Annotated in this window: 13 protein-coding genes and 3 tRNA genes; 13 read left to right on the top strand and 3 right to left on the bottom strand. The window is 55.8% G+C overall.

Annotated features, from left to right (window positions below):
* Positions 1–48 precede the first annotated feature (48 nt).
* The 3 genes from RBR60_RS01975 to RBR60_RS01965 all read right to left on the bottom strand — a co-directional run bounded on the left by RBR60_RS01975 (position 49) and on the right by RBR60_RS01965 (position 350).
* Positions 49–123, bottom strand: a tRNA-Gly gene (locus RBR60_RS01975).
* 29 nt (positions 124–152) lie between these two features.
* Positions 153–227 (bottom strand) — tRNA-Gly (locus RBR60_RS01970).
* Positions 228–273: 46 nt separating this feature from the next.
* Positions 274–350, bottom strand: a tRNA-Arg gene (locus RBR60_RS01965).
* Positions 351–711: 361 nt separating this feature from the next.
* Between RBR60_RS01965 and RBR60_RS01960 the strand changes: the two genes are divergently transcribed.
* The 13 genes from RBR60_RS01960 to RBR60_RS01900 all read left to right on the top strand — a co-directional run bounded on the left by RBR60_RS01960 (position 712) and on the right by RBR60_RS01900 (position 20,129).
* Entirely contained in the window at positions 712–1,650 is a 939-nt protein-coding gene (locus RBR60_RS01960; RefSeq protein WP_320354026.1) for an RNA polymerase factor sigma-32, read from the top strand.
* A gap of 88 nt (positions 1,651–1,738) precedes the next feature.
* Positions 1,739–3,748, top strand: a complete 2,010-nt coding sequence (locus RBR60_RS01955) for a tetratricopeptide repeat protein (protein ID WP_320354025.1) — start codon at positions 1,739–1,741, stop codon at positions 3,746–3,748.
* Positions 3,745–4,470, top strand: a complete 726-nt coding sequence (locus tag RBR60_RS01950; protein ID WP_320354024.1) for a hypothetical protein — start codon at positions 3,745–3,747, stop codon at positions 4,468–4,470. Before RBR60_RS01955 ends, RBR60_RS01950 begins: the two co-directional genes overlap by 4 nt.
* A 302-nt stretch (positions 4,471–4,772) precedes the next feature.
* Positions 4,773–5,603, top strand: a complete 831-nt coding sequence (locus RBR60_RS01945) for an Mrp/NBP35 family ATP-binding protein (RefSeq protein WP_320354023.1) — start codon at positions 4,773–4,775, stop codon at positions 5,601–5,603.
* A gap of 94 nt (positions 5,604–5,697) precedes the next feature.
* Positions 5,698–6,828 carry a deoxyguanosinetriphosphate triphosphohydrolase family protein gene (locus RBR60_RS01940; RefSeq protein ID WP_320354022.1) on the top strand — a complete coding sequence of 377 codons (1,131 nt, stop codon included), beginning with the start codon at positions 5,698–5,700 and terminating at the stop codon, positions 6,826–6,828.
* Positions 6,829–6,922: 94 nt separating this feature from the next.
* A complete protein-coding gene (locus tag RBR60_RS01935) occupies positions 6,923–7,234 on the top strand; it encodes a transcriptional regulator (protein ID WP_320354021.1) in 312 nt (103 codons plus the stop codon).
* Entirely contained in the window at positions 7,231–9,486 is a 2,256-nt protein-coding gene (locus RBR60_RS01930) for a hypothetical protein (RefSeq protein ID WP_320354020.1), read from the top strand. The genes RBR60_RS01935 and RBR60_RS01930 overlap by 4 nt, the downstream gene beginning before the upstream one ends.
* A gap of 319 nt (positions 9,487–9,805) precedes the next feature.
* Positions 9,806–10,555 carry a substrate-binding periplasmic protein gene (locus RBR60_RS01925; RefSeq protein WP_320354018.1) on the top strand — a complete coding sequence of 250 codons (750 nt, stop codon included), beginning with the start codon at positions 9,806–9,808 and terminating at the stop codon, positions 10,553–10,555.
* Entirely contained in the window at positions 10,552–12,552 is a 2,001-nt protein-coding gene (locus RBR60_RS01920; RefSeq protein ID WP_320354015.1) for an ATP-binding protein, read from the top strand. Before RBR60_RS01925 ends, RBR60_RS01920 begins: the two co-directional genes overlap by 4 nt.
* Positions 12,553–12,564: 12 nt before the next feature.
* Entirely contained in the window at positions 12,565–13,320 is a 756-nt protein-coding gene (locus RBR60_RS01915; protein WP_320354014.1) for an IclR family transcriptional regulator, read from the top strand.
* Positions 13,321–13,518: 198 nt separating this feature from the next.
* Positions 13,519–15,462 carry a DNA topoisomerase IV subunit B gene (gene parE / locus RBR60_RS01910; protein WP_320354012.1) on the top strand — a complete coding sequence of 648 codons (1,944 nt, stop codon included), beginning with the start codon at positions 13,519–13,521 and terminating at the stop codon, positions 15,460–15,462.
* Entirely contained in the window at positions 15,459–17,759 is a 2,301-nt protein-coding gene (gene parC, locus RBR60_RS01905) for a DNA topoisomerase IV subunit A (protein WP_320354010.1), read from the top strand. The genes parE and parC overlap by 4 nt, the downstream gene beginning before the upstream one ends.
* Positions 17,760–17,918: 159 nt before the next feature.
* Positions 17,919–20,129: a DUF4388 domain-containing protein gene (locus tag RBR60_RS01900; protein ID WP_320354008.1), complete on the top strand. Its 2,211-nt coding sequence runs from the start codon at positions 17,919–17,921 to the stop codon at positions 20,127–20,129.
* Positions 20,130–20,162 lie beyond the last annotated feature (33 nt).

The raw sequence follows: 20,162 nt of genomic DNA, 5'->3' as shown, positions 1-20,162 counted from the left end.
CCTGGAAATAAAAAAGCCTTCTTCCGAAGAGAAGGCTTTTAATGCGGATGGAGCGGGAAACGGGATTTGAACCCGCGACTTCAACCTTGGCAAGGTTGCACTCTACCACTGAGTTATTCCCGCATATGGGAGGGTATGACAAAAAATATATGTGGAGCGGGAAACGGGATTTGAACCCGCGACTTCAACCTTGGCAAGGTTGCACTCTACCACTGAGTTATTCCCGCCCATCTGTTATGAATAAGGTTCGAAAACCCCATTTTTCAAGGCGCATGGCGCGCCAGGGAAGATTCGAACTCCCGGCCTACGGATTAGAAGTCCGTTGCTCTATCCAGCTGAGCTACTGGCGCATAACGAAAACGCTTTCTAGCAGAGGGGGCCTGCCTTGTCCAGCAAAAAAATGCTCTTTACAACAGATTTTTTGCGCATCGTATCCTCAAAAAAAATCCTTAATCCCCCTTTCCATGCCAGAAGCGAGCCTCTCCCATGGGGAAAGATCAAAAATGCAAAACAAAAAAATGCAACAATTAAAAAAAGATAGGCTCAGGAGCCGCCCAGTTCTCCCAGCCATTATCCGCTGTACGGTTTACATCCGCATGCAGGCATGGGATGATACCCATTCTGGCAACCGGACCAGCCTCCTTCAATGGATTCCGAAAACTCCGATCCGGGCCTATACCCAAAGCTCAACAGTCAGCGGGAAATGCCACCATGACAGAAAAAAACGCACAAAAAAAATCCCCTTCCAACCGAAACCTTCCCGTACCCAGAAAAGAGTCTGCCAACGCCCTTGCCAAAATTGATCCCCTTCAGAGCTATCTTTCCGAAATCAGTAAATATAAGCTCCTTACGCGTGAAGAAGAAGTGGAACTGGGCCGTCGGGTGCAGGAAGACAATGATCCTGAAGCCGCTTATATCCTCACCACAGCCAATCTGAGGCTTGTGGTGAAAATCGCCCTTGAATTTCAGCGCGTCTGGATGCAGAACCTCCTGGATCTCATCCAGGAGGGGAACATCGGGCTCATGCAGGCTGTGCGCAAATTTGACCCCTACAAGGGTGTTAAGTTTTCCTACTACGCCTCTTTCTGGATCAAGGCCTACATCCTCAAATTCATCATGGACAACTGGCGTCTTGTAAAAATCGGAACGACCCAGGGGCAGCGCAAACTCTTCTTCAAACTTAAAAAAGAAAAACAGAATCTCATTGACCAGGGCTTTGATCCCAAACCCAAACTTCTGGCCGATCGCCTGGGCGTTTCCCAGAAAGAAGTCATTGACATGGACCAGCGCCTGGATGCCTGGGATCTGTCCCTGGATGCGCCGGTCCGGGAAGACTCGGAAACCGACCGCATGTCCTTTCTCGGCTCCGAGGCCACCTCCGCAGAAGATGAGGTGGCACGCAAGCAGATCGAGAATATGCTTCACGATAAAATCGCAGCATTCACTTCCCAGCTCAATGAACGGGAACTTGAAATTTTTGAAAAAAGAATTTTTTCCGATGAACCCGTGACCCTCCAGGAAATCGGCGAGGCCTATGGCATCTCGCGGGAACGGGTCCGGCAGATTGAAAAGGGCATCATCAAGAAAATGCAGACCTATTTCCAGAAAGAGCTTCCTGATTTTGATGTATACACCTCCGATGCTCTCTGAATTCTGAGGCATGCGCCCGGTCTGCCCTTTGTCCGGGCAAGTCGGCCCCCCAAAAAAAAACGAATCCATGAAAGCAGATCTTCAAAGTATGCAAAAACTACTGCGCCATCGTAATTTCCATACAAACTGCCCGGATTCCGGGAAAAAGGTTCTGCACCTTGCCTCTGTGCTTCTGTTCTTTTTTCTTCTCCCTGCATGCACAGCAAAAATTTCCCCAACGATTCCGGAGCAGGATGAACCTGCCCAGCATCAGCCCCTTCCTCCGGAGATGCCCGAAGAAGTTGTCATACAGCGACCCAGGGCATCGGAATCCCCTTATTATTACTTTACGGAAGCCCAGATCCGCCTGAATCGCAACCGCCCTCTGGAAGCCATTGGCTTTCTCCGTCAGGCTGCTGCCCTGGACCCCCAGTCTCCCTTTCTCCAGCGGGAGCTGGCCGCCCTTCTCGTACGCGCCGGACAGCCCAGGGCTGCGCTTCAAGCCATTGAACGGGCCAGAGAACTGGATCCCCGGGATCCTGACACCCTCATTGTCCTTGCCGGTATCCGCCAGATGCTGGAGCAGGACATCCAGGAACTCATTCCCATCTATGAAGAGGTGATCCGCCTGGACCCCACCCGGGAAAGGATCTACCTCATTCTCGGCAATCTCTACCTGGCCCAGAAAAAACCGCATCAAGCCGAACAGATCTACCGCAGCCTGGTGACTCAGTATCCTGAGAATTATGCGGGATACTATTACCTCGGACAATTGCTCTCCCTGCTGGGGAAACCGGAAGAAGCCCTTGAAAACTTTGAAAGAGTCATTGAGATGGCGCCCCAGCTTCTGGAGCCCTACCTGGAGCGCATCAAAATCCTTAATCACAAGCTCACCCGCTCCCTTTCCGTGGAGATCCAGGCAGGCGACACCCTGGATGCCCTTTTAGTCCGCCATTCCGGACCTCCTTCCCCCCGGCTGCGCAAGCAGGTTCTGGCGCTCAATCCCCTGCTTGAAGATGTGGATCACCTGGAAACAGGTAAAAGAATCCTCATGCCCCCCCAGAAGAACAACCCCATGGTCAGTCGGATCCACCGGGCCTACGAAGAGCTGCTTGAGATGGATCCGGCTTCCGTAGAAGTGCTTACGGATTTTGCCCTTTTTCTGAGACAGATGGGACAAGAGGAAGCCGCCCTCACCCGCATGGCTTCCCTGGCCGCAGAGGATGAACTCCGGGAAGCCGCAGTCCGTCGTATTTTTTCCGTTTTTATGGAAAACAAACGTTTCAGGGACGCTATCTTTCTCCTTCAGGGACTCTTATCCGGTGACCCTGAAAATGCAGAAATCCGCTATGCCCTCGGGCTGGCCTATGAAGAGGCGGGCATGCTGGAAGAAGCACGCAGGCATTATCTTTCCATTGATCCCAGAGACCCCGTTTATCGCAAGGCCGTTGTCCACCTTGCCTACATGGATCAGCAGGCCGGGGAAGTGGAACGGGGGCTTGCCATGCTGGAAGCCGCCTTTGCCGCCAACCCCGAAGAGCCCACGCTTCGGCTCTATCTCGGCGCCTTCTATGAAGAAGCCGGGCGTCTGCAAGAGGCTTCAGACATTTTCCGAAACAGCCTTGAACAGGATCCCGAAGATCCGCATACCCGGTACAGACTGGGGGTTGTTCTCGATAAAATGGGAGAAAAGGAGGAAGCCATCACCCAGATGGAGATCCTCATCAGTCAGAATCCGGATCATGCCAATGCCCTGAACTACCTTGGCTACACCCTCACGGAAATGGGGACCCGGCTGGACGAAGCGGAAATGCTCATCCGCAGGGCCATGCATCTCAAGCCCGGCGACGGGTATATCACCGACAGCATGGGCTGGGTCTATTTCAAACAGGGTAAAGCGGAAAAGGCCCTCCCCTATCTGGAACAGGCCGCTCGCCTTCTTCCTGAGGATCCCACCATCCTGGAACATCTGGGGGATGTATATCACCACCTTGACGACATCCAGGCCGCCCGGGAAGCCTATGAGAAATCCCTCTTCTTCAGAGAAGATCCCGTGGTGCTGGAAAAACTGAAAAATCTCGCAGATCCGCAGCAGGCAACGGGGAGTCAGAATCCTTGAACCTTCTTTCCCATTTCCCTTTCCCTAACCGAAGTATCCAGATCCTCTGGGCCCTGCTGGCAGTTTCTGTTTTTGCGCCAGGATGCGGACTTCACCGCCCCACTCCCCTGGATCCGGGCAAGCTGCCTTCCGCCCTCCAGACGCAACCCCGGATTCCCGATCATTTTACAACCCGCGCCGTGCTCACCCTTCCGGACGCCATTCCACCGGGCGGAAGTCTCCAGCTGGCAGGCCTGGTCTCAAAAGGCCAGGGCCTCCGCCTGGCAGCTCTCTCCCCCATGGGAACCCCACTTTTTGAAATGCTGGCAACTCCTGGCCTTGTTCAGATACGCGAAGCCGAAACGGGTAAAGAGCAGAAAACCCGCTCCCTTGAAACCCTGACCCGGAAAACTCTGGGACTTGCCCTCAGCATGGAAGAATTCACCCATCTTCTGGCGGGTGAATTTCCTCTGCCCCCATGGACTGCCGTTGTCTCCGAAGCTCCGGATGTATTTTTGCTGCACGAGGGACGTCACCTGCGGGCCCGCCTTGTTCTGGATGCCCAGGGTGAAATCCTGCGCATGGAGCGCATCCACAGAGGCGTCCCCCTCTATGCCCTCACCTCGCTCAGCAAAGCCCCTCGCATATGGGCCATTGAAAGCGGAGACCATGCCTTCAGACTCCGTATCCGGTATATGGAAGTCCTGCCTGGTATCGGAGCCGACCGTTTTCTTCTGCCATGACATCCCCCTGCCTTCCCCTGCTGACACCTTATCTTGCGGCTGCCCTTACATGTCCGGGCTGTGGCCTTTTCGGATTAATGAGCCATATCCCAAAACAATTCTATTGACGCTTCCGAAACGAGGCAATAAAACCCTAAGCCGTATGCCCTGTTCCGCCTCTCCGGGAGACAGGGGGCGGAAACTTCTAAAAAAATAGCGGGCTCCTCCCCGCAATGCCAGGAGTCTTCCGCCACTTTTTTTAGAAACGGTCAATGCCTTGATGCTTACCTGTGTGCAACCGTGAATACGGTGGGAGAAAAAACATGATCCATGAAAAAATGCCAGAGCAGAAGAAAAAGAAGAACCCCAGCGATGAAAAAGAAGCCATGATGCGGGAGTCTTTGGGAAAAATCCGCCATAAGTTTCTTGTCATGAGCGGCAAAGGCGGCGTGGGAAAAAGCTCTGTGGCCACCAACCTGGCTGTGGCCCTTGCGGAAAAAGGCTTTAAGGTCGGCCTGATGGACGTGGACCTGCATGGTCCCAGCATCGCACAGATGATGGGACTCTCCGGTCTTCTCGACGTATCCGAAGCCAAACGCCTCATTCCCGCCAATGGCGGCAAAAACCTGGGCGTCATTTCCATGCAGTCCCTCATGCAGGATCGTGATCAGGCTGTCATCTGGCGAGGCCCCGCCAAATCCGGTATGATCCAGCAGTTCATTACCTCCGTGGAGTGGGGAACCCTGGATTTTCTCATCATCGACGCCCCTCCGGGCACCGGCGACGAGCCCCTCACCGTGGTCCAGAGTGTTCCCGAGGCCAAGGCCATCGTGGTGACCACTCCCCAGGAAGTGGCCCTTGCGGATGTCCGCAAATCCATCAATTTCTGCAAAACCGTGAACCTCGACATCGCAGGCCTTGTGGAAAACATGGGGCCCTTTGACTGCCCTCATTGCGGAAAACGCATCGCACTGTTCAAGACTGGCGGCGGCGAGACCACAGCCAAGGCCACGGGTATCCCCTTCCTCGGCACCCTGCCCTACGACGCCCTTGTGGTGGACGCCTGCGACGCAGGGGATCCCATCGCACGCAAGGAAAGCGGCTTTACACGGGATCTGGATCAGGTTATAAAAAATCTCATGGCCCAGCTCTGATTGCCTGCGGGCCGCAACGCTGCGGCCCGCCCCCACCGTCATCCATTGGGTGGTGCCTTAAAAACAAGCCGATCACACCGCACACAAGGCTCCCATGCCCCACAGCCAGTCCCCCAGCCCCATGCAGGCCCAGGCCACCCCCGATACCGCAGCCCTTCGCCGCCTTTCCGAAGACCGGCTGAAAACCGATTACCGTTCAGCCTTCAGTGTGGATGCAGACCGCATCCTGCACTCCCTTGCCTACACGCGCTACATTGATAAAACCCAGGTCTTCAGCCTCATCCACAACGATCACCTGACCCACAGGGTTCTTCACGTCCAGCTCGTATCCAAAATAGGCCGCACCATCGGCCGTTTTCTTGGTCTCAACGAGGATCTCATTGAAGCCATTGCCCTGGGACACGACATCGGACATCCGCCCTTTGGCCATGATGGGGAAGGCTTTTTATCGGAAATCTGCCTGTCCTGCGGCATCGGAACCTTTCAGCACAATGCCCAGAGTGTGCAATTCCTTGACAAGGTGGAGCGTAAAGGCAGGGGCTGGAACCTAAGCCTCCAGACCCTCGACGGTATCCTCTGCCATGACGGGGAGATTCATGATATCGAACTTTTCCCCATGAAAAATAAAGATTTTTCCGTCCATGAAAGGGAAATCCAGGCCCTTATTCAAACGCCGGAAATTCCTCTCACGCCCATGACCCCGGAAGGCTGCGTCATGCGCATGGCAGATACCATCGGCTACATCGGCAGGGATATGGAAGATGCCATCCGCATCGGAATCATCACAAGGGAGGATCTCCCCGCCGAAGCGGTGAAAGTTCTGGGTCATACCAATGGCAGCATTGTCTACCGCCTGGTCACGGATGTCCTGACCCACAGCGGGCAGAGGGGAGAAATCCGCTTCAGCTCCGGGGTTTCCCACGCCCTCCTCCTGCTCAGGGAGTTCAACCTGAAAGCCATTTACCACAACCCGATTATCAAAAAGCACCTCAGCGGCGTCCGGAATCTCTTTCACCTGCTCTTTGAGAGATTTATGACGGATCTGGCCCATAAAAAAGACTCCAGCCCGCTTTTTACACACTTCCTGGCCCACATGGATGAAGGGTACGTAAAAACTCACAGGGACGCCGAGATTGTCCGGGATTTCATCGCAGGCATGACAGACCGCTATTTTCTGGAGCAGTGTCCGCCAGACAAAAGGCCCACAGCCATCCGCATGGGATAACATTCCGCATCCCCCTGCCAGCAAAAACAGGAAAAACATTTGAATCCTATCCAGAAAAAACGTATGGTTATATTTTTTCAACAAAGGTAGCCGCATGAACGGGGATCATACGCCAAGACAGAAAATCCGGGAGCTGCTCATGCAAGGCCCCCACTGCCTGCGGGATCTTTCCCAGACCCTGGGGATGCCCGAAAAACATATTCTGGCTGAACTTCCCCATGTGGAAAGAAGCCTTAAGCCCCTGCATCTCCGTATCAGCCAGATTCCGCCCTTCTGCCGCAGCTGTCAGTATGCCTTCAAAAACCGGAGCCGCTTTTCCAAACCCGGAAAGTGCCCTCTCTGTCGAGCCACAACCATTGAGGCCCCTTTCTTTTACATCGAGCCCCCCGGCAGAGAAGCCCCATGAACATGCGCCATTTTTTCTTCGGACTTCTTTGTCTTCTTCTGACTGCCTGCGCCCATACGGCAATGAAAGGGGAGGAGAACAGAGTCCGGCTTCTCAGCCTCGGCGCCCTGCATCCCCTGCCCAGCCACCTTCCCCTCAGCCCTGAGGAGCTTCCCGGTAATGACAATGCCGCAAGGGCCGCCCTTTTCCACAACTCCGATCTCTCGCCCGCAAGCTTTGCCTGGCGGATTCTGCACCGAATCCCTGATTTCCGGCACACCCCCCAGCATGAAGAATTCCTCGCCCGGATTCTCTTGTGTCAGGAAGAAACGGAAGCGGCCCTCCATGTGGCCGATACCCGCATCCACAACCTGGCCACTCGCTTTCGCATCTACCGCCTGGCTTACAACCAGTTTCAGAGCCTGGGCATGGAAAAGGAAGCCCATCTACTGCTCTTGCGCCTGGACCGCAGCTTTACCCGCAAACAGAAGCAGAGCCCAGCGGTACAGGAGCAGTGGCTGGAATTGTATCTCCTGGAAAACCAGTATCCCCTGGCAAAAAAGCATTTTCTCCTACTGGAAAAACAACTCTCCCCCCAGATTCCGACCTTTGCTCTGAAATTCGAATTTTTCCATAAAATCAGAAGATTCGGCCTTATGGCCCATGCCCGGGGCGATGTCCAGGCTGTGGAGCGCAGCGCCCGGCTACTGGAAAGAATTGTCGCCTCAAGGGATACCCAGCCTTTTTTTTCCGAACGCGAAATCCACGAGAATCTTGAACACACCTATATTTTCGGCAAAGGCGGAAAAACCCAGAACAGCACGTCCCAGGCCGTCATCCAGATAGCCCTGCTGCGCTTTTACGGACAGACCGGCGCTCCCCCGGACAAAATCCTTGCCCTTTACAAACAACTTCTCCTTTCCTGGGAAAGGGCCCTTGAAGCCCGGAGTTCCGGGAAGAGCTTTGAGGCCCTGCTCCCCACCATCGCAGAAATTCTCTACAGCGCAGGCTTCAAAGAAGAGGCCTTCGAAATATCCGCACGCATTCCAGCCGTTTTTCCCTTTACCGTACACCCGGATCCCGGCCTCTCCGATCAGAACCTGGCCGTTCTACGGACACGTCAGCGGCTTTATAATTTCAGGCGTCCGGCTCAGATCCAGAAGAATCTTGCATCCCGTCTGATCAGCCTGATGGGGCCAAAGGAAAGTGAAGAGGATATCCTCAACTTCATCGAGGATTTTCCTGATCCTGACCACAGGCCCACCCTTTTAATCCGCGCCCTGCAAAGCCGCATCCGCGAAGGTCAGAAAGCGCCTCTCCTCTGGGAAGAGTACCACGTCCTCGAATCCACCGCTTCCCCCCCTGTCCGCCCGACGGAGGTCCGCAGATTGATCACCGCCCTCCTCCAGGGACAGAATCCGGCCCATGCACGCCAGATCATGGAAAGCCTGCGCATGGAACTCCGCCGCAAGCCCTGGAAAGAACAGAGCCCCTGGGAAATGGGAGAACTTGCCGCCGCATTCACGGATTTTCTTCCGGAGGTCGCAAATGAACTCATGACTGAGGCCATGGATATTTTCGAAGCCATGGACATGGATCCGGATAAGGCTGCATCCTGCATCCAGCACCTGGGTATCCTCTGCCGCCGATTCAATGATCCCACCCTGCACCAACGCATTCTGCAACTGCACGCCAGAGCCCAGCAAAGGCTCATCCGCAGCCAGATCTCCTTGCTGCCCTCGGATCGCGAATATGAAACCAGGTTCCATCTGCTCATCCGGATGATCAGGCTGCGCCTGAGCTTTGGCATACGCGATGATCAGACCCGCGTACTCCTCCGGGAAAATGAGGCGATTTCAGACAAAATCGTCAATCCCATGCTCCAGAAAAACCTCAAGCTTCTCATCGCCCAACTTTACATTCAGGCAGGCTGGTTCAGGGAAGCCTACGAAGCTTTGCGCCATGTTTCCATTGAAGAAGGCCTGGACACTGAACTTATGCTGCGCATTCGCCAGGATGTCCTGCTTTACGATGCCTTTCCAGGTCAGGGGGTCGCCCGTTTTGATACGGATGGCGACGGTCATCCGGATTTCTTCTCGCCTCTGGCTTCAGAATCCCAGATCCTCCAAAGCGGCCTCACCCTGGATGCGGACAGCGATGGAGACGGAATTCCGGATACGGAAGATCTAAGGCCCTGGTTTAAGGATTCCCTTCATCCGGATGTTTCCGGACCTCCGCATGGGTCTTCTCTGGAAAATTCCGATGCGAAATGATAAGTAAGGCTCTGACTGCACCCCTGCTTCAGGGCCATGCGCTAAAAAAAAACTCCCGGATCCGGATCTCCTTCGCACGCGGAGCAGAGGGGCCGTACATTCTTGCCCCAGACCCGAAGCATGGATCCCAGCCCCACAGACAAAGGGGAAAGCATGGCTTGGCCCCATGAAAACCTGTTTTTATTGCATAGGAAATGCACCCATGGCCTTCTTTTCAGGGACTCCGGTCGGTGTCCCAGACTCATCAGGAATTTAAAACGCACGTGACCGGGTAGGTATGAGGTTCCTGTCGCTTCGCAGATGGTTGATATTCATCCCCATGCTCCTTGCGCTTCTGCCAGGAGCATCCGGATCTCTGCGCGCTGACATTCCCTTTCTCCTGGCCAGCGATCCCATGCCCCCCTGGGTGGAGGGGGAGTACGGTCCCACCCACCAGGGCCAGGGGGTGGATCTTGTCTCAGCAATCTTCGCCCGCACCGGCCACGCCATCCAGGTGGTGGTCCATCCCTGGCTGCGGGTGACCCGCATGCTGGAATTCGGCCATATTGATGGCATTCTCCTGGTTCAGCAGCAACCCTCCCTCTCCACCCGCGTACGCTATTCCGATCCCCTTTTCACAAGCCGCACCGTTCTCTGCTATGATACCCGCAAACATCCCGATTTTGCCCTGAACAGTCTGGAAGATCTTGCGGGCTATACGTTGGGCCTCGTCACAGGCCAGGTTCCATCCCTGGAACAGGGTGCCCATGCCTTGGGTCTGCGCGTGGAAAGCCTGCCCAGTATGGATGCCGGACTGAGCACCCTCGCTTCAGGCCGCATTGATTTTTTCATTGGCACGGAAAGCAACATCCGGGCGCGGATGCAAACCATGCCCCAGGCCCTTTTTCTCGAAATTCATCCCAAAGCCCTGGCCTCCCAGGATCTGCATATCGCCATTGCCAAGGACAGCCCCGCCGCTGCTCTGCTTCCTGAAATCAACCGTATCATTGCCCAGATGAAGGCAGACGGCAGCCTTGCCCGCTACCTTGCCCCAGTCAGTTCCAAACCCGCACCCAGGGGAGAACCATGACAGGACTCTTGTCCCACATCCGCAGCAGCCTCGCCCTGCGCCAGACCCTATGGGTTCTCATTCTGGCCATATGCATGGGCCTTGGCACCAGCTGCATCCGCACAGTTTTTGATTATTACAGTGAGCAAAGGGCCCTGGAAAACCAGATTGCCCAGCTTTTTACCATCAGTGAGGCCTCCGCAGCCCAATCCCTCTATTACCAGGACAAGGCCCTTGCCCAACGTACTGCGGAAGGACTTACCGGTCTTCCCATCATCGGCATGGTCCGCCTTGTGGATGATTTCGGACTGGTGCTGATTGAAAAGGAAAAAAACAAAACAGAAGATTTTTTCAGGCCCTTTGTCCGTTTCATGCCCCATCCCCACCGTTTTCGCCATCCTCTGGTTTTCAGACCCAGCCATACGGCCGTAGGATACATTGAAATCGAGATCGATCCTCACCCTCTCCTTTCCGGCCTTTTCCGCAGATCCGCCATGAACCTGCTCATGGAGCTGGCCCAGTACCTCAGCATGGCCCTGATTCTTTCTTATATATTTTATCGTAACCTCACCCGCCCGCTCCTGGAGATGGCCCGGGAAATCACCCTGATCCATCCCTCAAAACCCGAAGATAAACGCATTACCATACCCGAAAAACACCAAAAAAATGAAATGGGACATCTTGCCCTCACCATCAACGAAATTCTTAGCCGCCTCCAGACCCTCAATCAGGATCTGGAACAAAGGGTGGAAGAGCGCACCGCAGCCCTCAATGAGGAAAGGGAGCAGCTCCTTTCCATTTTCGACAGCATTGATGAAGCCATCTATGTCACGGATCCCTCCACTCACCGTCTGCTTTTTGTGAATCAGGCATTCAAGAAACTCTGGGGAGACGCCACCGGTCAGGTCTGCCATCACATCATTCACCGAAACCCCCAGCCCTGCACCCACTGCACCGGCATCCATATGTCTCAGGGCACAGAAAAAAACGGCTTTCCCCATGAGTTTTTCCAGGCCAACAGTCAAAACTGGTTCCGATGCTTCAGCCGAAACATCCGTTGGCCCGACGGCCGCATTGTTCGTTATGAGATGGCCTTTGACATCACAGTTCAGAGGGAGGCGGAAACCGCTTTACGGGAAAGAAGCGCGGAGCTTGAAAAAATCAACCGGGAACTCAAAGAATCCATTGAAGCCCTTGAAAATACAAGGGAGCAATTGGTCCAGTCGGAAAAAATGGCTTCCCTGGGATCCCTTGTGGCGGGAGTTTCCCACGAAATCAATACGCCTGTGGGCAACAGCGTGACCGCGTCTTCCTTTCTTGCGGAAAGAACCCGGCATATCCGCGGCCTCTTTTCCCAAGGTATTCTCCGCCAATCGGATTTCACCGCCTACCTCCAAAACGCCGAGGAAGCCACAGGTATTATCCAAACCAATCTCAGCCGGGCTGCGGATCTCATTTCCAGCTTCAAAAAAGTCTCCGTGGATCAGACCTGCAACCAACCCCGACTGTTCAGGCTTAAGGAGTACATGGAAGATACCCTGTTCAGTCTGAAACCCCGGCTACGGGGGCTCCCCCACAGGGTCAGCCTCCAGTGCCCCGAAGACCTGGAGCTTTTTCAGGATCCCGGCGCCATATCCCAGATCGTCACCAACCTCATCCTAAACTCCCTCAGCCATGCCTTCAGGGAGACTCAGACCGGAGAAATGCATTTTGACATCCGGGCAACGGATGATATGCTGGATTTCATTTACAGGGACAATGGCAGCGGGGCTTCCGCCCACACGCTCAAGCACATCTTTGATCCCTTTTACACAACCTCCCGCAAGGAGGGAGGCACGGGCCTTGGCATGCATATTGTTTACAATCTTGTCACCCAGACCCTGCAGGGAAACATTTCCTGTGAAAGCCCCAAGGAAGGCGGTATCCGTTTTCACCTTGTCTTTCCCAGGATTCTCACGGCCCATGCGCCCCTGTTACCCGGCCTCCGGCCCCTTTCCACCCATCCACTCAGGCAATGAAACGAGTCGCTCATGAGCATACAGTCTGTGCAGCGCGCCCTGCGCATCCTCTCTTTTTTCTCCAGTAAAAATCCAAGACTGGGTATTACCGACATCAGCAAGCGCCTCAAGCTGCCCAAACCCACGGTCCACGGACTCATGCAGACCCTCCATGAGGAAGGCTTCCTGCAGCAGGACCCGGAAACCCGGAAATACGCCTTAGGACTCAAAATCTATGAACTGGGCACCTACCTTTCCGCCACCCTCAAGATCAATCAGGTGGGCCTGGGTCCGGCCCGCAGACTTGCGGAAAACACCCGCCGCATGGCCCGGGTGGCCATCTGGGACCACAGCGCAGCTCTTGTCACCCTTAACCTTTTTCCCCATGTGCATACGGGATTTCAGCATCACCTGGGGCCAAGACTCCCGGCCTACTGCACTGCCCTTGGAAAATCCATGCTGGCCTTTCTTCCCGAAGAAACCCGTATGGATTTCATTGAAGGCACAGACTTTATCCCCTTCACACCCGCCACCCGCACGGACAAAGGACTTTTCAGGGAAGAGCTGCGCCAGGTTCACTTCACCGGCTTTGCCACGGAATCCGAGGAATACATGAACGGCATGAGCTGCATTGCAGCCCCCATCCGGGGCAGCCATGGTGAGTGTGTAGGCGCCATCAGCATTTCCGACAGCCCCACCCTCCTTTCCGGACCGGACCGGGAAAACCACACCCATGAGCTTCTCGTGACAGCCATGGAAATTTCAAGGGCCATGGGATACCTGCCTTAAAAAAAATCCAGCTGCGGGCCTTTCTCCGCCGGGTCTTTTGGGGTATATGCTGACAGGCCGTTTTCTGAATACATACTGGATACTCCAGACGGAACCACCGGATCCCTCAGGAAAAAACGGCCTGAACGAAAACAGCGCCCCAAGCCTGCATCGAATCTTTTCGGTCAGCCCATACACTATCCGCATCGGAAAAGCCCCATGTTCGAAAGACCCAGCCCTTTTGACACATCCTATACCGCAGAATCCATTGAGGTACTCAAGGGCCTCGACCCTGTCCGCCAGCGGCCGGGCATGTACACGGACACCCAGAGGCCCAACCACCTGGCCCAGGAAGTCATCGACAACGCCGTGGATGAGGCCATTGCCGGGTTTGCCAGAAAAATCACCGTCATTCTGCACAAGGATCAGTCCCTTTCCGTGGAAGACGACGGCCGCGGCATGCCCGTGGACATCCATCCCGAAGAAGGCCTCACCGGGGTCGAGCTCATCCTCACCAAACTCCATGCCGGAGCCAAATTCTCCAGCAAGACCTACCGCTTTTCAGGGGGGCTCCACGGGGTGGGCGTTTCCGTGGTCAATGCCCTCTCCCGCCGCCTGGAAGTGGAAATCCGCAGAAACGGCCAGCGCTACGCCATTGCCTTTGAACAGGGTCACAAGGTATCCGACCTTGAAATCCTCGATACGGTGAGTCGCCGCAACACCGGCACCAAAGTTCACTTCTGGCCGGAACCCCGCTATTTTGACGTTCAGGATTTTTCCGCATCCAGGCTCCGCCATGCCCTCCGGGCCAAGGCCGTGCTCTGTCCCGGACTTTCCGTGACTTTTCAGAACGAAATCACCGGTGAAAAGGAAAACTGGCAGTATCAGGACGGCCTCAGAGACTACCTCGACACCACCCTCGGCATGGAAGAGCGGGTGCCGGAAGTTCCCTTCACAGGCAAGGGAGAATCCGCCAACGAGCAGGTGGAATGGGCCGCCACCTGGATGGCCGAAGGCCAGGGCCTTGTGGGAGAAAGCTATGTGAACCTCATCCCCACGCCCCAGGGCGGCACCCATGTGAACGGCTTCCGCTCGGGCCTTCTCATTGCCCTGAAGGAGTTCTGTGAGTTCAGAAACCTTCTGCCCAGGGGGGTGAAACTCGCACCGGAGGATGTCTGGGAGTCCTGCTCCTTTGTTCTTTCCCTCAAAATGGCCGAAGCCCAGTTTTCCGGTCAGACCAAGGAAAGGCTTTCCTCCAGGGAAGCGGCGGGCTTTGTCTCGGCCTCGGTAAAGGATGCCTTCAGCCTCTGGCTGAACCGTCACCCGGAAGTGGGGGAAGCCGTAGCCGCCATTGCCATCCAGGCGGCCCAGAAACGGCTCAAGGCTTCCAAGGTCGTGTCCCGCAAAAAAATCACCGCAGGACCAGCCCTTCCGGGTAAACTTGCGGACTGCATTTCCCAGGACTGCCAGCGCACCGAGCTTTTTCTCGTGGAAGGGGATTCCGCAGGCGGGTCAGCCAAACAGGCGCGGGACCGGCAGACCCAGGCCATCCTGCCGCTGCGGGGCAAGATCCTCAACACCTGGGAGGTGGATTCGGAACAGATTCTCAGCTCCAGGGAAATCCACGACATTTCCGTTGCCATCGGGGTCGATCCCGGCTCCGAGGATCTTTCCGGCTTACGCTACGGCAAAATCTGCATTCTTGCGGACGCGGACTCCGACGGCCTGCACATCGCCACCCTGATCTGCGCCCTGTTCATGCGCCACTTCAGGCCCCTTGTGGAAAAGGGGCACGTGCATGTGGCCATGCCGCCCCTCTTCCGCATTGATGCGGGAAAGGAGGTCTTTTACGCCCTGGACGAGTCGGAAAAAAACGCCATCCTGAAACGCCTTGCTTCGGGAAAGGGCAGAAAGGGGCCTGCCAGTGTGCTGCGCTTCAAGGGTCTTGGGGAAATGAACCCCATCCAGCTCAAGGAAACCACCATGGCACCGGACACCCGGAGGCTGGTGCGGCTGACCCTGGAGGATGCCTCTCGCACTCTGGAGATCATGGACATGCTCCTTGCAAAAAAACGTTCTTCAGACAGGCGGGTCTGGCTGGAAACCCACGGCAATGAAACCCTTGAGGCGCGCATGGATGGAGAAAAAGAGGTGCTCACATGACAATCCAGACACCAGATGCCCCGGAAAAGGAAAGGCTGGAGCCGGGCGGAGACGAATCCTTAAACCTCCACGCCTTCACGGAAAGCGCCTACCTCGAATACGCCATGTACGTGATTCTGGACCGGGCCCTTCCCCACATCGGAGACGGCCTCAAGCCCGTACAGCGCCGCATCGTCTATGCCATGAGCGAGCTGGGGCTGAAAGCTGCGGCCAAGCACAAGAAATCCGCCCGCACCGTAGGGGACGTTCTCGGCAAGTACCACCCCCACGGAGACGCCTCCTGCTACGAGGCCATGGTGCATCTGGCCCAGCCCTTCACCACCCGTTATCCCCTGGTGGACGGTCAGGGCAACTGGGGGGCCCAGGACGACCCCAAAAGCTTTGCCGCCATGCGTTACACCGAGGCAAGGCTTGCGCCCTATGCGGAAGTGCTGCTGGCGGAGCTGGATCAGGGGACAACGGAATGGATTCCCAACTTCGACGGCACCCTCACCGAGCCGAAGGTTCTGCCCGCAAGGCTTCCCAATGTGCTCATTAACGGCGCTTCCGGCATCGCCGTAGGCATGGCAACGGATATCCCGCCCCACAACCTGAGGGAAGTCACCGATGCCTGTATCCATCTTCTTGATCATCCGGAGGCGGATACAAAAGCCCTGTGCCACTTCATCCAAGGCCCGGACTTTCCCACGGGAGCAGAAATCATCACGCCGAAGGAAGAGCTTTTAAGCCTCTATGAATCCGGCTCGGGGTCTGTCCGGATGCGGGCGGTCTTTACGGTGGAAAACGAAGAGATCATCATCACAGCCCTTCCCCACCAGACTTCAGGGGCTAAAATCTTAGAGCAGATCGCAGCCCAGATGCAGACCAAAAAACTTCCCATGGTGGTGGATCTCCGGGATGAGGCCGACCACGAAGAACCCGTACGCATCGTGGTGGTCATGAAGAATGCAAAAATGGATGCCAAAGCCCTCATGGCCCATCTTTTCGCCACCACGGATCTTGAAAAAAACTGCCGGGTCAACATGAACCTCATCGGCCTTGACCGCAGACCCGGTGTGCTGGGCCTGAAAACTCTCCTTTCCCAGTGGCTGATCTTCCGCACCGAAACCGTGCGCAAACGCCTTGAGCACCGCCTGGAAAAACTCAGAGACCGGCTGCATCTGCTGGAAGGCTTTCTGCTGGCCTGCCTCAATATCGATGCCGTCATCGCCATCATCCGGAAAGAAGACAAGCCCAAACCCATCCTCATGGAGCGTTTCGGCTTAACGGACATTCAGGCGGACTACATCCTCGACACCCGCCTGCGCCAGCTGGCAAGGCTTGAGGAAATCCGCCTCAAGGCCGAACAGGATGCCTGTGAGGCCGAAGCCAGCCGCATCGAGGACATCCTCGGTTCGGAAAAAAAGCTCAAAAGTCTTCTTAAAAAGGAAATGCTCCAGGATGCCAAAAACTTCGGGGATGCGCGAAGGTCTGAGGTCGTCCTGCGGGAAGAATCCAGGGTGCTGCGCCACGAGGAGATTCTGCCCACCGAAGCCCTCACCCTCATCCTTTCGGAAAAGGGGTGGATACGGGCCGCCAAGGGCCATGAAGTCGAAGGGGAAAGCCTTTCCTACAAATCCGGGGATGCCTTCCTTACCGCTGTCCGGGCCCGGAGCGATCAGCAGGCCGTGTTCATCGACTCTGAAGGCCGTTCCTATTCCCTTCCCGCCCACGGCCTGCCTTCGGCAAGAGGTTACGGAGAACCCTTGAGCGGACGTTTAAGTTTTCCGCCCGATGCCATCCCCCTCCACCTTCTCACAGGAGACCCGGAAGACCGTTTTCTTGTGGCCAGTGACGCAGGCTACGGCTTCATCGCCCGCCTTGGGGACATGATGGCCAAGAACCGGGCGGGGAAGAGCTTTCTCACCTTAACCCGGGGGGCCAGCCCCTTAAAGCCCATCCTCCTGCCCCAGGAAGAAGAAAGCCTTCTGGCCGCCCTTACCAACGAAGGCCGCCTGCTGATTTTTCCGGTAAAGGATCTGCCCGAGCTTCCCAGGGGCAAGGGCAATAAAATCATCAACATCCTTGCCGCCCGTGCGGCCAGCGGAGAGGAAAGACTTCAGCATCTCCTCGTCTTTCCGGAAAACGCCACCCTTGTGATCCAGGCGGGAAAACGAAGCCTTTCCCTCAAGCCGAGTTTTCTCGATCCCTTCAAGGGCGTACGCGGACGCAGGGGCCAGCTCCTGCCCAGGGGGTTCCGCAGCGTGCAATCCCTGGATTTTCTGCCGCCGGAAAATCCCCACCCCCATCCCCATTAAAAAACGTCTTGTCATTCCGGAGAATGGCAGGATATTTTTCACTTTAAAAAAAGCTGTCTGAACGTTTTGTCTTTTCCGGGCAGCCCGCAGACCCTGCGCAACCCATACCACCGTCGGCAATGTCATGCGCCCCATTGCCTTCGTATCCAAGGGAGTTTCATGGCCTCATCTCCAGGCGGAAAAATCCAGGGCATCAGTCTCCCCGCTTTTCTCCAGATGATTCAAATGGAAAAAAGCACCTGCACCCTCACGGTTCAAGGCAAAAGATCCACAGGCAGGCTCTTTATCCGTGATGGTGAAGTCATTGACGCCCAGTACGCCGATCTTGCGGCTCTGGAAGCTGCCTATGAGATTCTCTGCCTCCCGGATCCTGTCATTCATATGGAAAAGGACTGCGCACATACGCAAAGGCAAATCCGGGTTCCCATGATGCACCTTCTCATGGAAGGCACAAGGCGGTTTGATGAACGCGCCTCCCGGATTTCTGACGAAGAGGATGCGGATTTTTTTCCACAAGTGTCTCCGGAACCCCCCCCTTGCGTCCCGGAATCATTTCAAGGCCCAGGGGCCCCCAACTCTCCCCAGCATCATGCGGATACCCCAGGGTGGGAAACGGAGGATCCGGACCTTTCAGGACTTGCGGCTTATGAATTTTCCGATGAGGAGTTCCGCCAGGCCACTCAGCCGGACTTCACCCAGCAGCTTTCCCTGGACGCTACGGAAAAGACGGATCCCCTCCCAAAGAAAAAATCCCCAAAAAAAACCGGCCGCACCCGGAAACCAGCCTCGCCTGCCTCCGCACCTGCTACGGTAAAGCCTTCTTTTTCCCGAAAAAAAGCCGCCCTCTTTCTCGTCTCCATCCTCACACTGGCCACTCTCATGACCCTCGGAGGTCTTTACGCATACAGAATCTACCAGCACCAGGATGCCTATGCCCGACTCCAGGAAGCCCTCGGCCGTCTGGAACTGCCGGAACAGCGGGAAGCCGTACTCAGCCGTTTTCTCGCCTCCTTTCCCCAGAGCCGTCATGCGCCGGATTTGCAAAAAACCCGGGACCAACTCCGGGATCTGATCCTTGAGCGCGATTATCAGGATCTCCTTACCGAGGAATCCAGTCTTTCCCAGACTCCCGAATCCTTTGACAAGGCGCTGCGCCTTTACGAGCGCTTCCTTGTTTCCCACCCCCAGGGTGACAAGGCCAATGCCGTGCGTACCTTGCAGGAAAACCGCATCCTCGCCATGGCCCACTATCTGGCCTCAAGGGGCAGGGAAACCCCAGCGGAAGCCCAATGGCTGGAAGAGGTCCGGAATTTTACCTCCCGCTTTCCGGAAAGTCCCGGTATTCAGGCGCTTCAGGAAAGCCTTCTCATGCGTGGCAACATTCATATGGAACATATCTTCACACTTCCTGCGCAAACCTCCCAGGCCCGCAGCCAGATCATAGCCCTTGCCAGCGATTTTATACAAAATTTTCCCGGACATCCCGGTCGCACCCGAGTCGGCGAATACCTCGACCATCTGCATCGGGAAGATCGCATCGCCGCTTTCAGGGCTGCCGCCTCACAGATGCCAGATCATGCCGATCAGCTCCGGTTTTATGAAAGGGCAAGGCGTGAGGAAAAGGATCCCCTGGTCCAACCCTTCCTCCAGGAACGCATCACGGAGCTGCGACAAAGGGTGGACGAGGACCGCATCTGGGAACAGGTACTGACGGATCTCAGGCGTCCGGGCCTCACCGATCCTGCCCGCATCGCCCTCCTTGATCGCTACCTCATGGAAAATCCACCGGAACGCCACCGCATGGAAGCACAGAAAGAACGCACACGCATGGCCGAACGCATGGAAGCCCAGGAAAAACAAGCCAGGGAAGAAAGAGCCCGACAGACCGCCCTTGCGCTCCAGCGCCAGCAGGAGGAAGAAAGGGCCCGCAGGGCCGCTGCCAGGCTGCGCCTCGAAAATGCCCAGCGTGAAATGAATCAGCGACTTACCCAGGTTCACGAACGCTTCCGCAACCTGGGAAACGGGGTTATGCAGGATACGCGTACCCAGAAAATATGGATGCTGGTGGATGCCGAGGCGTATACGGGTTCTTGTCTGGATTTTGAAGGTGCCAGAAACTTTGTGCAACAACTGGAGCTGGGGGGCTACAGAGACTGGCGTCTGCCAACAGAAAACGAGTTGGCTGTTTTGTTTAAAAATCCGCCAGCCTATCCCCTCCCCTATCCGGACCGCTGGTACTGGACCAGTGAAATTTTCAGCAGGGGATACCAGAATGAGGTCAGGGTCGTCACAGCGAGGGCAGAAAATATTCTGCAAAGGCAAAATCGCTCTCCGGAAAACTGTGGTCATACCCTTGCCATAAGGCCCTGATCACCAGGCCCTGAGACGTCCCGGAGTGCCATA

The organism is Desulfobotulus sp. (assembly GCF_034006065.1).
GTDB lineage: Bacteria > Desulfobacterota > Desulfobacteria > Desulfobacterales > ASO4-4 > Desulfobotulus.
This window is presented reverse-complemented; position numbering and strand designations above follow the sequence as displayed.

Bases quoted from the DNA above. Each gene is read 5' to 3' on its own strand.
- parE (WP_320354012.1), top strand. From the start codon at position 13,519: ATGTTCGAAAGACCCAGCCCTTTTGACACATCCTATACCGCAGAATCC.
- RBR60_RS01940 (WP_320354022.1), top strand. From the start codon at position 5,698: ATGCCCCACAGCCAGTCCCCCAGCCCCATGCAGGCCCAGGCCACCCCC.
- RBR60_RS01935 (WP_320354021.1), top strand. From the start codon at position 6,923: ATGAACGGGGATCATACGCCAAGACAGAAAATCCGGGAGCTGCTCATG.
- RBR60_RS01930 (WP_320354020.1), top strand. From the start codon at position 7,231: ATGAACATGCGCCATTTTTTCTTCGGACTTCTTTGTCTTCTTCTGACT.
- RBR60_RS01960 (WP_320354026.1), top strand. From the start codon at position 712: ATGACAGAAAAAAACGCACAAAAAAAATCCCCTTCCAACCGAAACCTT.
- parC (WP_320354010.1), top strand. From the start codon at position 15,459: ATGACAATCCAGACACCAGATGCCCCGGAAAAGGAAAGGCTGGAGCCG.
- RBR60_RS01920 (WP_320354015.1), top strand. From the start codon at position 10,552: ATGACAGGACTCTTGTCCCACATCCGCAGCAGCCTCGCCCTGCGCCAG.
- RBR60_RS01915 (WP_320354014.1), top strand. From the start codon at position 12,565: ATGAGCATACAGTCTGTGCAGCGCGCCCTGCGCATCCTCTCTTTTTTC.
- RBR60_RS01900 (WP_320354008.1), top strand. From the start codon at position 17,919: ATGGCCTCATCTCCAGGCGGAAAAATCCAGGGCATCAGTCTCCCCGCT.
- RBR60_RS01945 (WP_320354023.1), top strand. From the start codon at position 4,773: ATGATCCATGAAAAAATGCCAGAGCAGAAGAAAAAGAAGAACCCCAGC.
- RBR60_RS01955 (WP_320354025.1), top strand. From the start codon at position 1,739: ATGCAAAAACTACTGCGCCATCGTAATTTCCATACAAACTGCCCGGAT.
- RBR60_RS01925 (WP_320354018.1), top strand. From the start codon at position 9,806: ATGCTCCTTGCGCTTCTGCCAGGAGCATCCGGATCTCTGCGCGCTGAC.